Annotated in this window: 10 protein-coding genes; 8 read left to right on the plus strand and 2 right to left on the minus strand. The window is 62.8% G+C overall.

What is annotated here, in order from left to right:
* Positions 1-5: 5 nt before the first annotated feature.
* Positions 6-710, minus strand: coding sequence for a DUF1559 domain-containing protein (locus ABFE16_07985; protein ID MEN6345233.1), 705 nt, complete (start codon positions 708-710; stop codon positions 6-8).
* 211 nt (positions 711-921) lie between these two features.
* Here ABFE16_07985 and ABFE16_07990 point away from each other — a divergent pair, with 211 nt between their 5' ends.
* The 3 genes from ABFE16_07990 to ABFE16_08000 are packed head-to-tail and all read left to right on the plus strand — an operon-like array spanning position 922 to position 5042.
* On the plus strand, positions 922-1413 hold the full coding sequence (locus ABFE16_07990; protein ID MEN6345234.1) for a MarR family transcriptional regulator: 492 nt from the start codon (positions 922-924) through the stop codon (positions 1411-1413).
* A gap of 16 nt (positions 1414-1429) precedes the next feature.
* Positions 1430-3178 carry an ABC transporter ATP-binding protein gene (locus ABFE16_07995; protein MEN6345235.1) on the plus strand — a complete coding sequence of 583 codons (1749 nt, stop codon included), beginning with the start codon at positions 1430-1432 and terminating at the stop codon, positions 3176-3178.
* The gene (locus ABFE16_08000) at positions 3171-5042 is read left to right on the plus strand and encodes an ABC transporter ATP-binding protein (protein ID MEN6345236.1); all 1872 of its coding nucleotides are present in this window, start codon (positions 3171-3173) and stop codon (positions 5040-5042) included. The genes ABFE16_07995 and ABFE16_08000 overlap by 8 nt, the downstream gene beginning before the upstream one ends.
* Before the next feature lie 131 nt (positions 5043-5173).
* Here ABFE16_08000 and ABFE16_08005 read toward each other — a convergent pair whose 3' ends face one another.
* On the minus strand, positions 5174-5884 hold the full coding sequence (locus ABFE16_08005; protein ID MEN6345237.1) for a DUF1559 domain-containing protein: 711 nt from the start codon (positions 5882-5884) through the stop codon (positions 5174-5176).
* Positions 5885-6343: 459 nt separating this feature from the next.
* On the opposite strand from ABFE16_08005, the gene ABFE16_08010 reads away from it, so the two are divergent.
* From ABFE16_08010 to ABFE16_08030, 5 genes are all read left to right on the plus strand, one after another.
* Positions 6344-8518, plus strand: a complete 2175-nt coding sequence (locus ABFE16_08010) for a sialate O-acetylesterase (GenBank protein ID MEN6345238.1) — start codon at positions 6344-6346, stop codon at positions 8516-8518.
* A 225-nt stretch (positions 8519-8743) separates the two neighbouring features.
* Entirely contained in the window at positions 8744-9964 is a 1221-nt protein-coding gene (locus tag ABFE16_08015) for a S8 family serine peptidase (protein ID MEN6345239.1), read from the plus strand.
* 262 nt (positions 9965-10226) lie between these two features.
* Complete coding sequence (locus ABFE16_08020; protein MEN6345240.1) at positions 10227-10889, plus strand: DUF1559 domain-containing protein; 663 nt, start codon at positions 10227-10229, stop codon at positions 10887-10889.
* A 303-nt stretch (positions 10890-11192) separates the two neighbouring features.
* Positions 11193-11837 carry a DUF1559 domain-containing protein gene (locus ABFE16_08025; protein MEN6345241.1) on the plus strand — a complete coding sequence of 215 codons (645 nt, stop codon included), beginning with the start codon at positions 11193-11195 and terminating at the stop codon, positions 11835-11837.
* Positions 11838-11906: 69 nt separating this feature from the next.
* Positions 11907-13817: a tetratricopeptide repeat protein gene (locus tag ABFE16_08030; GenBank protein ID MEN6345242.1), complete on the plus strand. Its 1911-nt coding sequence runs from the start codon at positions 11907-11909 to the stop codon at positions 13815-13817.
* The last annotated feature ends 26 nt before the right edge of the window (positions 13818-13843 follow it).

Below are 13843 nucleotides of genomic sequence, written 5' to 3' on the forward strand. Positions count from 1 at the left end.
TACGTCTAGCGCGTGCCGTCAGCCTGCCACAACACACCTTTTGGGTTGAGGGTCAGGCGCGGGTTGCCGGTACCGGTATAGGCGGGGTCCTCCATGATGCGGACCCACTTGGCGTGGCCGTCACAGAAGACGATGTTCGCGCCTTCGTTGTGGCGGGCGGGTATGAAACGGCTCACGTGAGGTACGCGGCGGAGCATCCAGCTATTGCTCCAGCCGTAGTCGACGGTGCTGTTCGTCCAGTCGGCCTCGCCGATGAAGATGGTCTCGGCCGGCTTCTGGATCTCGGCAAGGTTGCAGGCGTGTCCAACGCTGTTGGCATAGTGGTGGTAGTAGGCGATCTCGGCGTTGATGCCATAGTCGAAGTCGCCGGTGTAGGCGCCCTTCCAGGTTCGGCTGGTGGAGGGGCAGTCCATGATCTGGACGTTCCTGCAGTAGGGCATCAGTTCCATGTACCAGAGCATGTTGGGGTGGGTGTATCCCATGAAGGTGAAGCGTGCGCCGGGCATCTGGAGGTTAACGAGGTTCTCGTCGTAGTCCTGCGTGTACATCATGATGGCCGTGCCCAACTGGCGCGCATTGCTCAGGCAGGCCGTCTGGCGGGCTTTCTCTCGGGCTCTTGCAAAGACGGGGAACAAGATCGCTGCCAGGATCGCAATGATCGCGATCACGACCAGCAGCTCGATCAAGGTGAAGCCTTTCCTTCGAGTCATGCGGCCCTCCTTTGGACGGTGGATGCCGCCAGGCGCTGGTCGGGAACGCCAGCGGCGTTCGCAGATCAGGAAAAGCATTGACACGTTCGCCATGTGGACAAGACTTCCCTGCCCGCGGGCAAAGCCAAAGTGGGTATTGCCTCCGGGGCACGGAGGTGCTATTATTACGGCGTTCGAACTATTCAGAGAGCGAAGCTATCTGGTGGGTGATATGGCGATAGAGCGCGAGAAGACGATGGTTGAGATTGATGATCTCCTTCGAGGGATCTTCGGGTCCTACCTGAAGATGCAGCATCAGGCGTCGGACCTGGACATGACGCTTGGTCAGATGGAGTGCCTGCGAGCGATAAACCAACTCGGGGCGCCGTCGATGAGTGAGTTGTCGCGGCATCTGCACCTCCAGCCGAGTACGCTGACCGGGCTGGTGGACGGTCTGGTGCAGCGAGGTCGTGTGGTGCGGCGAGAGGACCCGTCGGATCGGCGTGTCGTGCGGGTGGAGTTGACGGAACACGGCCGCGTCGTGGGGCGCCATCACCATGAGCAGGTGAAGAAGCGGCTCTTGGAGCTGTTAGGCGAGCTTGAGGGTCCCGATCTGGAGGCGCTGCACCGCGGTCTGGGGCTCCTGTACGAAGCGGCCCAGCGTCGCATGCGGGAGCAGGAGGAAGCGGGCACTTCACCCAGCTCTGGGGAGCAGTCGGCTTGACGGAGGTACGCAATCAATGAAGTCGTTCCGAGAACTGGCGCCATACATGGCGCCCTACTGGTTAGTGGCTGTGCTGGCCCCGCTAGCCATGGCCCTCGAAGTGGCGATGGACCTCTCGCAGCCGCGCTTGATGCAGAGGATCGTCGACGAGGGCATCGCCAAGGGCAACCTCCCGCTAATCCACAGCACCGGTCTGCTGATGATCGGTGCTGCGTTGGTTGGTGTGATCGGTGGCGTTGGCTGCACGATCTTCGCAACGATCGCGGCACAGCGGTTTGCTACGGACTTGCGGGCCGATCTGTTCGGCCGGGTGCAAAGGCTGTCTTTCGGCAACCTGGACCGCCTGGAGACGGGCCGGCTCATCACCCGCCTGACGAATGATGTTGACCAGATGCAGGAGGCCGCAGCGATGGTGTTGCGGATCCTGGTCCGGGCACCCCTGCTCGTGATCGGCAGCCTGATCATGGCCGTCGTCACGTGCCCCTCCCTCTCCCCCATTCTGGTGGCTATCTCGCCACTGCTGATCGTGGTGTTTGTGGCGATCATCCGGCCGGCGCACGTGCTGTTCGCGGCCATGCAAGAGCGTCTGGACCGCGTGAACGTGATCATGCTGGAGAACCTGTCCGGCGTGCGGCTCGTGAAGGCCTTCGTGCGAGGCGCCTATGAGATTGGCCGCTTCGGCAAGGCGAACGACGAGTACATGGTGGACACGACCCGCGCCTCGTCACTGGTGGCCGGGGTGATGCCGAGCATGATGCTCCTGGTGAACCTCGGCGTGGTCGCCGTGATCTGGTTCGGAGGCATCCAGGTGCAGGAGGGTCGCGTACATGTAGGACAGATTCTGGCCTTCATCAACTACCTCACGCAGATGCTGGGGTCGATGATGATGGTGGGGATGTTGATGATGCGCATTGCGCGGGCCGATGCCTCGGCGGAGAGAATCCTGCAGGTCGTTCACATGGAACCGGACGTGCAGGACGATCCGCAGGCAGTGAGCATCGAGCGCAGCCGTGGAGAGGTGCGGTTTGAGGACGTCGACTTCAGCTACGACGGCGAAATGGCAGAGCCGGTGCTGCGTGGGATCTCCTTCGTCGCGGAGCCGGGAGAGACGGTGGCGATCCTTGGGTCGACAGGGTCCGGGAAGTCGACGCTGGTGAACCTGATCCCGCGACTGTACGACGTGAAGGGCGGACGAATTCTGATCGACGGAATCGACATCCGCAAGATGCACCAGCAGGAACTCCGGGAGCAGATCGGGATGGTGCCGCAAGAGACGATCCTGTTCTCGGGGACGATCCGAGACAACCTTCGGTACGGGCGGCCTGAGGCAAGTGATGCCGAGGTGGAGGAGGTGGCACGCCTTGCCCATGCGCACGAGTTCATCTCGAGCTTCCCGGAAGGCTACGACACGGTTCTGGGCCAGCGTGGCGTGAACCTCTCGGGAGGACAGAAGCAACGACTGGCCATCGCGCGGGCCCTGGCGTGTCGGCCGCCGATTCTGATCATGGACGACTGCACGAGTGCCGTGGATGCGTCGACGGAGGCGGAGATCATCGAGGCCCTGGAGACCTGGCCGAGCTCAGGGACCCGCATCGTGGTAGCGCAAAGGATTGGCAGCGTGATTGGCGCTGACCGGATCCTGGTTCTGGACGAGGGCAAGGTGGTTGCCAGCGGGACGCACTCGGAACTCGTGGGGACGTGCCCGATCTACCAGGAGATTGTGCGCTCGCAACTGGGCGACGAGGGGGTGACCGCTCGTGGCTGAGAAGCGCTCTTCGTCGAGTCAGGTGCGCATGCCGGGACCCATGGGTGGGCCACCACGTCACCACATGATCGGTACTGTGGAGAAGGCGGAGGACGTTGGCGGTGTGGCTCGCCGGCTCTGGGGTTACCTGCGTCGCTACCGGGCGCAACTGATCCTGGTGTTCTGTCTGGTGGCAGGGACGACGGGGCTCACGCTGCTGAACCCGTACCTGATCAGCCTGGTGATCGACCGCTGCATCCTACCCCGGAAGCTGGAGGGCCTGGCGCAGATGGCAGGCCTGATGGTGCTGGCGTACCTGCTGACCACGGCCACCACCTGGGGGCAGACGGTGGCCATGATCCATATCTCCCAGCGCACCGTGCGAGACCTGCGCCGGGACCTGTTCGGAGCGCTGCACCGGCTGTCGCTGCGGTTCTTCGACCAGAACCCACACGGCGAGCTGATGAGCCGGCTGACTAATGACACGGAGAATGTGAGCAACACGCTGTCGCAGACCGTTGCGCAGCTCATGACCAGCGTGCTGTCGATCCTTGGTACGACAGTGGTGATGATTGCGCTGAACTGGCGCCTGGCCCTGGTAAACCTGGTGACGGTTCCCTTCGCGCTGGTGATGACCCACTACATTGCGAAGGCGACGCGACAAGGGTTCCGGGATCGGCAGCGGGACCTGGGTGTGCTGAACGGGGTGATCGAGGAGACGATCACCGGCGAGCGCGTCGTCAAGGTGTTCCGGGGCGAGGGAAGGGTCATTGAGCAGTTCGGTGTCGCGAATGACAACCTGCGCGTCACGGCAACCCGCGCGGGCATTCTGGTCGGCGTCATGGGTCCGTGTATGGGGCTGGTGCGGAACTCGGGGTTCGCGCTTCTGGCGGCGGTCGGTGGCTGGATGGTGGCGAAGGGGTGGGCAACGCTGGGCACCGTGGCGGCGTTCTTCACCTACGCCCAGCAGTTCTCGCGGCCGCTGTATGAGATTGCGAACCTGTATGGGACGGTGCAGTCTGCTGTGGCAGGTGCTGAGCGGGTCTTTGCGGTGATCGACGAGGAGCCGGACATGGCGGATGACGCGGACGCGGTACACCTGACCGACGTGAAGGGTGAGGTGCTGTTCGACGACGTGTGCTTCGGGTACGCGCCCGGTGTCCCTGTTCTGCAGCATGTGAGCCTGGAGGCGGCTCCCGGGCAGACGATCGCCCTGGTCGGGCCGACCGGCGCAGGCAAGACGACGATCATCAACCTGCTGACGCGGTTCTATGATGTGGACAGTGGGCGGATTCTGGTCGACGGCCACGACATCCGCCATGTGCGACGGGATGACCTGAGACGGGCTCTCGGGGTGGTACTCCAGGACATGGTTCTGTTCGCGGCCACCGTGCGGGAGAACATCCGCTACGGGCGGCTGGACGCTACGGATGCAGAAGTGGAGGCGGCAGCGAAGATGGCGAACGCCGACGGGTTCATCCGGCGTCTACCGCAGGGATACGAGACGCCACTGTCCGAGGCGGGCAGCAGCCTTAGTCAGGGACAGCGGCAGTTGCTGGCGATTGCGAGAGCGGTGCTGGCGAATCCGTCGATCCTGATCCTGGATGAGGCTACCAGTAGTGTAGACACCCGCACAGAGATCCACATCCAGGAGGCCATGCTGCGGTTGATGGAGGGCCGCACGAGCTTCGTGATCGCGCACCGGCTAAGCACGATCCGGGAGGCCGACTGCATTCTGGTCATTGACGGCGGGCGAGTGGTGGAGCGAGGGACCCATGAGGAGCTGATCGCGGCGCAGGGCGTGTACTACGATCTGCACCGCAGTCAGTTCGGGCTGGCGGCGCGAGAAGAGCAGCCGGCGGCAGTGGTCCAGGGGAGCGACTGAGCGGGTCGTGGTTGGGGTGTGACGAGAAGGCCGGGACCACCCAGAGGGGTGGTCCCGGCCTTTTGTATGCGGGTGTGAGCAGGGCAGTCGTCAGGTCCGAACAGGGAAGCGGGTACCGGAAGAGAGCCCGCTTACCTGCTCCCGTTGGCCAGCCAGAGGACGCCCTTGGGGTAGAGGCAGAAGGGTACGTCGCCAGTGCCCGTGTAGGCCGGGTCGCGCATGATCGCCATGGCCTTGGCATGACCATCACAGAAGACGATGTTGGCAGTTCCGTTGTGACGGTCGGGGATGAAAGCGCTCACGTGGGGAGTGCCGTTCAGGAAGTAGCTGTTGCTGAACTTGTAGTCTGCGGTGCTGTGCGTCCAGTCAGAATCAGCGATGACGCAGGTCTCTGCCGGCTTCTGCAGCTCCGCCAGCGGGCAGCCTGTGCCGACCTTGGTTGTCGAGTTGTAGTGGTGGCGATAGGTGATTTCGCTGTTGATGCCGTAGTCCGTGTCGCCCGTGTACTGCCCGTACCAAGTGCGGCTGGTCGAGGGGCAGTCAAAGACCTGGACGCTCTTCACATAGGGCATGAGCGCCATGTACCAGAGCAGGTTGTTGTGCGTCATACCGTTGAAGGTGAACTTGCACCCGGCCAACTGGAGGTTCACCAGTTGCTCGTCGTAGTCTTGTGCGTACATCATCACCGCGGTGCCCATCTGGCGGGCGTTGCTGAGACATGCCGTCTGGCGAGCTTTCTCTCGGGCTCTGGCAAACACCGGGAACAGGATGGCTGCCAGGATCGCAATGATTGCGATCACCACCAACAACTCGATCAGCGTAAAACCCTTGCGGCTAGACATTCGACGCACTCCTTCCTGGAGATGGGTACGGCTCGCGCTAGTAAGGCGGTTCCCCCGGTATACGACGATTCCACCGTGGCCTATTCGTTACCTGGTTGGTCATACCTGCACCCAAGAGGATAGCACTGGTGTGTTTCTCAAGTATGTCTGATGAAGGGAAGGTATGATTGGATACTACGCCTTGGGGCGAAGGCGAGGGGCGAAGGCACCTCACCCCCTGCCTTCGGCGTCCCTCTCTCCACGCAGTGGCGTAACGACGCGCCGCTTTGGGCGAGGGGGAAAGGCAACGGCGGAAGGCAAAGGCCCCTCACCCCGGCCCTCTCCCGGAGGGAGAGGGAGAGAAGCACGGCGACCCCTGCTGCTTCCCAGAGCGCGAGGGAGAAGGGTTCGTGTCGGCGCTTGTCGAACTTCTTGGCGTTGCGACAACACACAATCCTCCTTCTCAGGAAGTGGTGCTTGATGCGAGCAAGACAGATCATCCTGTCGCTGCTGGTGCTGGTTGTGGCGCTCGGGCCGGCATGGTCCGACGTCCGCCTGCCCCACGTCTTCGGAAGCCACATGGTGCTGCAGCGGGACATGGCAATGCCCGTGTGGGGATGGGCCGAACCGGGCGAGCAGGTCACGGTGCGCCTCAGTGACAAGGCCCCGGTAACGACACAGGCCGGAGCAGAGGGCAAGTGGCAGGTGACTCTCCCGGCCGCGCAGGCTGGAGGGCCCTTCCAACTGAAGGTCACAGGGCGCAACGAGATCGTGCTGGACGACGTTGTGGTGGGCGAAGTGTGGGTGTGCTCGGGGCAATCGAACATGGAGATGACGGTTCAGTCGAGCAACAACGCGGCCGACGAGATCGCCGCGGCCAACTTCCCGCTGATCCGGCAGATCAAGGTTCCACGGGTTACCGCAGGCTTCCCGTCAGAGGACTTTACGGGAGACTGGCAGGTCTGCAGCCCGACCACAGTGGCGCCCTTCACGGCGGCCGGCTACTTCATGGCCCGCGAGCTGTACCGCGAACTGGGTGTGGCCGTTGGCCTGATTAACACCTCCTGGGGAGGCACGCGCATTGAGCCGTGGACGCCGCCGGTTGGCTTCGCCCAGGTGCCGGCCCTCAAGAGCATCTACGACCAAGTGACACTGACCGACCCGCGGTCTGAGGCGTACAAGAAGATGCTGGGGGAGTATGTAACCGGCCTCGACAAGTGGATGGCGCAGGCCAGGACCTCGCTGGCAGAGTCGAAGCCTCTCGATCCCGCCCCGGCCTATCCCGATGGACTCAAGCCACTCACCGGCAACGGCCAACCGACCGCGCTGTACAACGCGATGGTGAGCCCGCTTATTCCCTTCGCGATTCGCGGCGCCATCTGGTATCAGGGCGAGGCGAACCACGGTGAGGGGATGCTGTACACCGAGAAGATGAAGGCGCTCATCGGTGGCTGGCGGGCGTTGTGGAAGCAGGGCGACTTCCCCTTCTACTATGTGCAGATCGCGCCGTACAACTACGGCAATGAGGATCCGAACATCCTGCCGACCTTCTGGGAAGCCCAGGGAGCTGCTGAGGCGATCCCGAACACCGGCATGGTCGTCACCAACGACATCGCCGACCTCACCAACATCCACCCGAAGGACAAGCAGACAGTCGGCAAGCGTCTGGCGGCCCTGGCCCTCAAGGGTGCCTACGGGCGTAACGAGGTGGTGGCGAAGGGTCCGACTTACAAGAGCATGAAGATCGAGGGCGACAAGATTCGGATCAGCTTCGACAACGTCGGCAGCGGTCTGGTCTCTCGCGACGGCAAGCCGCTGGACTGGTTCGAGATCATTGGCACGGACACTGACTTCGTGCCCGCTCAGGCCGTGATCGAGGGCGACACGGTGGTCCTGTCGTCGCCGGAGGTCAAGGAACCAGTCGCGATGCGCTTCGCCTGGCACCGGGATGCGAACCAGAACCTGATGAACCGTGAGGGGTTCCCGGCACTGACCTTCCGGGCCGGCGAAGTGCCGCAGATCGACTGGATGGCGCTGAAGGTTAAGGAGGCCAAGCAGTACCAGTTGGTATACGAACTGGACCTCAAGAAGGCTGCACGGGACATCAAGTACGACATCGACAACCATGCGGGGGTCGGTCCCTTCGACCGCATCGCCTACTACCTGGAGCTGCAGCAGTTCGGCAAGCCGAGCACCTATGTGTGGGTGTCGATGGACGCCTTCACCAAGGACGTCACCAAGATCGGCATCCCGACCATCGCTTCGAAGGCGGTGTTCCAGCAGAAGGTCTCGAACATGAACGTGGTTTCCAACGTGCGAAGTGTCGTCACGGGCGAGGGAATCACGACGGGCAACATCGAGTTCTGGCCCAACAACTACGGGGCGACGAACGCGGTCAACGTCGCGAGTGCGTCGGCGCAGGTCTGGGACTTCGGCGACCAGTACAGCGCGCCGGAGGATGGCTATGGCTCGATGCAGGTACACAACTACGGGGCGAAGCAGACGATCTTCGCCTTCAACAACTGGAAGGCCGGCGGAAGGGCCGACCTGGGGATTGGCAATAGCACCGGCGCCAATCCCGACTGGACCTTTGCTGCGAACGCCGACCAGTACAGCGTGCGCAAGCTGCGGGTGCTGGTGAAGCCGGCCGGGTAGTGCGGCTCGGTAACCAAGTGGAGCTACGACAGGAGACGGAACTGCCTGCCCTTCGCGGTCGGCGGTTCCGTCTTCTGGTTCTCGGGCACTGGTTGCCTGGGTATGCTGTCTTCTGGGCGTCGGCGGGAATTGTCGCGTTCTTGAACGAAACGTTAGGAGTTGGGAGAGACGGCGGTGGTAGACTCTTTTGTGATTCCATTCTGGTGTGCAAAGGAAGGGGTTACTATGGAGCGGTTTACCACGCCCTTATTCGCGATGGTGCTGTTTGCCCTGTTGCTCCTCCTGCTCGGCGGCTGTGGGGCCGGGTTCTCCCCTACCTCGGACGGCCAGGGGACCGGTCCGATCTCGAGTGCTGCCGCCCCTAAGGCGGCGGGCGGTGCCGACCTGCAGCCCGTGCTGATCGGCTTCAAGAGCGCGCCTGGCCCCTCTGACCAGGGCCTCATCAAGAGCGCTGCGGGTAAGATCAAGTACACCTATCATCTGATTCCTGCGGTGGCGGCGAGCCTGCCTGCTCAGGCTATCACCGCGCTCTCGCACAACCCCCGGATTGAGTACATTGAGCCGGACGCTGTAGCCACGGCGATTGGCGACACCCCTCCCTGGGGTGTCAGCCGCGTCAACGCCGACGACGTCTGGACGAGCGGCAACACCGGCGCCGGGGTCAAGGTAGCGGTGATTGACACCGGCATCGGCTACAACCACCCCGACCTCTCCGCCAACTACAAGGGCGGCTACGACTTCGTGAACGATGACAACGACCCCATGGATGACGAGGGCCACGGGACGCATGTCTCGGGCATCATCGCTGCGGCAGACGACAATGGGAACGTCGTGGGCGTGGCACCGGGTGCCGCCCTGTACGGCGTCAAGGTTCTCGACAGCAGGGGCTCCGGCTACTACAGCGACATCATCGCCGGCATCCAGTGGGCCGTGACAAACGGGATGAACATCGCCTCGATGAGCCTGGGCGGGACGGTCGGGTCGAAGTCGCTGCAGAAGGCCTGCGATGCCGCCTACAAGGCGGAGGTGCTGGTGGTGGCGGCGGCCGGCAACTCCGGGAGGGCAAACGGGAAGGGCGACACAGTGTCGTACCCGGCCAAGTATGCCTCGGTCATCGCTGTGGCGGCGTCGGACAGCAACAACCTTCGGGCCTCGTGGTCCTCTACCGGCTCGGCAGTCGAACTGACCGCCCCGGGAGTGGGCATCCTATCCGACAAGCTTGGGGGCGGAACAGTCAGCTACAGCGGGACCTCCATGGCCTGCCCCCACGTGTCTGGGTGTGCGGCTCTCGTGATTGCCTCGGGAGTCACCAAGGCTGCTGATATCCGCAGTCGGCTTGACAGCACGGCCACGGATCTCGGTGCGGCTGGACGTGACACTTGGTATGGCTATGGTCTGGTGAACGCGCAGAAGGCCGTGACCCCGTTGGCTCTCGCCTCGCGTTAGGTCAACTCAGGGTAGTAAGGTGAGCATGAACGGCAGGAGCCAGGCGGCTCCTGCCGTTGTCGTGTTTGATAGAGCGGAATCTGCGTATTGCTGACAGGAGGTGCCGGACGTGAGGAGAGGCGCAAGGTACGGCTATAGGAAGCCGTTACACACAACCGGTTGACACGACTTTCCCGTTTCGCTATGTTAGTTATGTGGGTATATAAACGTCGGTCGTTTCGCAGGCCTTCGGGCCTATCCTGAACGGAGGTGCATGAGGGGTATGAGCAAGCGGACCGGCTTCACCCTGATCGAACTGCTCGTGGTCATCGCCATCATCGCGATCCTGGCGGCGATCCTCTTTCCTGTGTTCGCACGCGCGCGCGAGAAGGCACGCCAATCGAGCTGCCAGAGCAATCTGAAGCAACTCGGCCTCGCCTTCAACATGTACATTCAGGACTACGACGAGCGTTTCCCGCGAGGGGCCGGGTACATTGCCCCGTCCAATCTTCTCTCCCCCGGCAATCAGGGCGAGTTCTTCCTGGAGCTTACCCCCTACATCAAGAACACGCAGATTTACAACTGCCCCTCGGGTCTCCAGAACGGCTTCGCGTGCGGTGGCGTGAGAGACACCTCTCTGGGCTTCGGTGTCGCGTATGCCCGCAATACGTGGATTGACCGCGACGCGATCGCTAGCATCGAGTACCCGGCCGCCTGCATTCTGCTTGCCGACGGTGGGTCCAACAACTACATGCGGCTGTACTGCACGCAGGCAGAGGCGACGGCTGCGGGCTCCGGCAACTACGCCTGGTCCTGGAACCGACATAACGACGGCTGCAACTACCTCTTCGTCGACGGGCACGTGAAGTGGGTGACCTTCAACCCGAGCGCAGCGGGGAACTTCGGGAACATCAACTTCCATATGCACGAGACCTACCACCCGTAACCGATACTGTTGCGACTACCCACGAGCGGGGCGCCGAAGGGCGTCCCGCTTTTTTGTGCGCGGCTGGTTTGGGCCGCGCTCTCGGCGGAGCAGTCTGGGCGCCGAGAGGAGGTGCTGCCGGGAGGGCGAGAAGCGTAAGATGGGCGGCGGCGATCGCTGTTAGGGGAGTGAGGGAAGAACTGAACGCTTGCAGGAGGATTTCGTCAGTAATATGTGCGAAGGAGTGCATTCCGGCCGCGTTGACGGAGGGAATGCGCCTGTGCGGGCCTTCGGGCCCAATCCGAACGGAGGTGCTGACGGGATATGAGCAAGCGGACCGGTTTCACCCTCATCGAACTGCTGGTCGTCATCGCCATCATTGCAATCCTAGCTGCGATTCTCTTCCCTGTGTTTGCCCGCGCCCGCGAGAAGGCACGGCAAGCAAGCTGCCAGAGCAATCTCAAGCAGATTGGCCTCGCCTTCGCCATGTACGTGCAGGACTACGACGAACGCTTCCCGCGGGGCGCGACGTATGTTGCCCCGGCCACCATTCTTGACCCCCTCAACCAGGGCGAGTGGTTCCTGGAGCTTGCCCCGTACATCAAGAACACGCAGGTCTACAACTGCCCTTCGGCCGTTCGCACCGGTTTCAGCTCCGGCGGTCTGACGGACACCTCTCTGGGCTTTGGGGTCGGGTACACCCGGAACCAGTTCATCGACACCGACCCGATCGCCAACATCGAGTACCCAGCCGCCTGCATCCTGCTGACGGAGGGGACGAACAACTACTTCCGCATCTACTGCAAGGCCTCGGAGGGCGGCAACTACGCCTACAACTGGGACCGGCACAACGAGGGCTGCAACTACTTGTTTGTTGACGGCCACGTGAAGTGGGTGAAGTTCAACCCGAGTGCAGCAGGCAACTTCGGGACGATCGACTTCCACACGCACGAGACCTTCCATCCGTAGTTGTGGTATTATGCTGTGTCAACGCGCGGGGGACGCCGAGCGGCGTCCCCCGCTTTCTTTTGTGAGACCATGGATCAGAGAGATACCCGCATTGCAGACGCCCCAAGGGGGCAGGCCAAAGGGATCTGGGTCGGCTTCGGGATCGTGTTTCTCACGGCCCTGACCGTCCGGCTTGCCGTCCTGCACCCGATCCTGGACTTCTACGATTTCATCAAGTACCCCGTTCTCGCTTCGTCGCTGATGCAGCAGGGCTCCCATGAGCCCTTCAATGCGAGCCCCCTGTACATCTACTTTTGGTGCGGAATGCACCGGATCTTCAACTACACCACCTTTGGCCCGCGGGTCGTGCAGCTTTTCATCGGCAGCCTCTCCTGCGGCCTCACCTACTTGTTGGCTTTGCGCTTCGTGCCCTGGGGCTGGGCGCTGGGGACCGGACTGGTGGCGGCCTTCTTCGCGCCCTTCGTGGCCCATGACGGTTGCTTCCTGTCGGAGTTCCTGGTGCTGTTCCTGAACGTGGCGGCCTTCGTGGCACTCTACCGGGCCTGGGACAAGGCGCATGTGGGATGGTGGGCCTTCTCGGGGATACTGTTAGGGCTGTCGGCCATTGCGAAGCCGAACATCGTGCTGCTCTTCCCCTTCCTGATTCTGTGGGGAGCCTGGGTGCCACGTGCGGAGCGTCGGCGGCAGGTAGTGGGCGCTTGCCTCGCCTGTGTCCTTGCCGGGTGTTTCGTGTTGGGGATCATGTGGCGCAACTGGCGTGTCGGCGGTGAAGCGATTCCGGTGATGAGCGACGGCGGGATCGTGTTCTACATCGCCAACAACGTGCTGGACCGGGGCCTGTCCTACTACTGGCCGCGCAGTGAGCAACTCTTCCCGCTGGGGCAGCTTGACCCGACGCACCGGATCGCCCGGGAGATCGCCTGCAAGCTCACGGGAAGGCAGTTGTCGATCGGGGAATCCGGCGACTTCTGGTTCGCCAAGGGGCTGGAGTTCGCCCGGCAGCATCCGGGGCAGTATGCGTGGCTGGCCGTGCGCAAGGTGTTCTACTTCTGGAACGACTATGAAGTGCCCGATACGATGGCTCAGCATGTGCGGCTCACCGGGCTCAAGGGCTGGTGGTGGCTGCACTTCGGCCTGATCGCACCGCTGGCGCTGCTGGGGTTGATCACGGCGGCGCGGGACGTGCGCTCGTACCTGCCGCTGTACCTGTATGTGGGGCTGTACCTGCTGACCGCGATCCTGTTTGGGGTGGAGTCGCGCTACCGCTTGCCGGTGGTGCCGGTGCTGATGGTGTTCGCCGCGGATGCCGGTGTGTGGGTTGTGCGGACGGTGCGGTCGAAGCGCTGGGGACTGATTGTGGCGGGGGTGGTTGTGGTCGGTCTGGCCGGCTGGGTGTGCAACGTGCGCGACTATGAAATCCGCAAGTCAGCCACCCGGATGGACATCAACTTGCAGCAGTTCGACCATGCGCAGGCGCTGGTTGACCGCCAGAAGTACCAGGAAGCGCTGCCGATTCTCGACGAGATCATCGGCCAAAAGAGGCTGTATGAGGCGGTCGTGGATGCCTGGTCACTGCGCTATCAGGCCTTGCGGGCGATGGGTGATCGGGCCGGTGCAGAGAAGGCCTTCGCGCAGGCGCTGGGACCCCTGGCGACGGATCTTGTTCCGCCCTGGCCGGCAGCTTCGCGTGGCGACCTGGAGCAACAGGTGGCTCAGGATCCAGACAACGTCTTTGCACAGCGGGAACTGGGGTATGTGGCGTGGAAGGAAGGCGACCTTGAGACGGCAGAGCGTGCCTTCCGGCGAGTGGTGTACCGGGCTCCGCCCCATGTGTCCGGGCACTACAATCTGGCGGTGGTGCTGACAGCCGAGAGCCAGACAGAGGAAGCCCGAGATGAGCTGCAGATCGCGCTTGACCTGATGCCCCAGATGCTCCCGGCTCAGGTGCTGCGAGACCAGCTTGGCCCCGGCGTGCCCTAAGCATCGGCTACACGCACGGTCTGGTC

It is taken from the genome of Armatimonadia bacterium (genome assembly GCA_039679385.1).
Lineage (GTDB): Bacteria > Armatimonadota > Zipacnadia > Zipacnadales > JABUFB01 > JAJFTQ01.

What these genes read in the sequence shown, in the direction of transcription:
- ABFE16_07985 (MEN6345233.1), bottom strand. Translation starts at nt 710, where the DNA reads ATGACTCGAAGGAAAGGCTTCACCTTGATCGAGCTGCTGGTCGTGATC.
- ABFE16_07990 (MEN6345234.1), top strand. Translation starts at nt 922, where the DNA reads ATGGCGATAGAGCGCGAGAAGACGATGGTTGAGATTGATGATCTCCTT.
- ABFE16_07995 (MEN6345235.1), top strand. Translation starts at nt 1,430, where the DNA reads ATGAAGTCGTTCCGAGAACTGGCGCCATACATGGCGCCCTACTGGTTA.
- ABFE16_08005 (MEN6345237.1), bottom strand. Translation starts at nt 5,884, where the DNA reads ATGTCTAGCCGCAAGGGTTTTACGCTGATCGAGTTGTTGGTGGTGATC.
- ABFE16_08010 (MEN6345238.1), top strand. Translation starts at nt 6,344, where the DNA reads ATGCGAGCAAGACAGATCATCCTGTCGCTGCTGGTGCTGGTTGTGGCG.
- ABFE16_08015 (MEN6345239.1), top strand. Translation starts at nt 8,744, where the DNA reads ATGGAGCGGTTTACCACGCCCTTATTCGCGATGGTGCTGTTTGCCCTG.
- ABFE16_08020 (MEN6345240.1), top strand. Translation starts at nt 10,227, where the DNA reads ATGAGCAAGCGGACCGGCTTCACCCTGATCGAACTGCTCGTGGTCATC.
- ABFE16_08025 (MEN6345241.1), top strand. Translation starts at nt 11,193, where the DNA reads ATGAGCAAGCGGACCGGTTTCACCCTCATCGAACTGCTGGTCGTCATC.
- ABFE16_08030 (MEN6345242.1), top strand. Translation starts at nt 11,907, where the DNA reads ATGGATCAGAGAGATACCCGCATTGCAGACGCCCCAAGGGGGCAGGCC.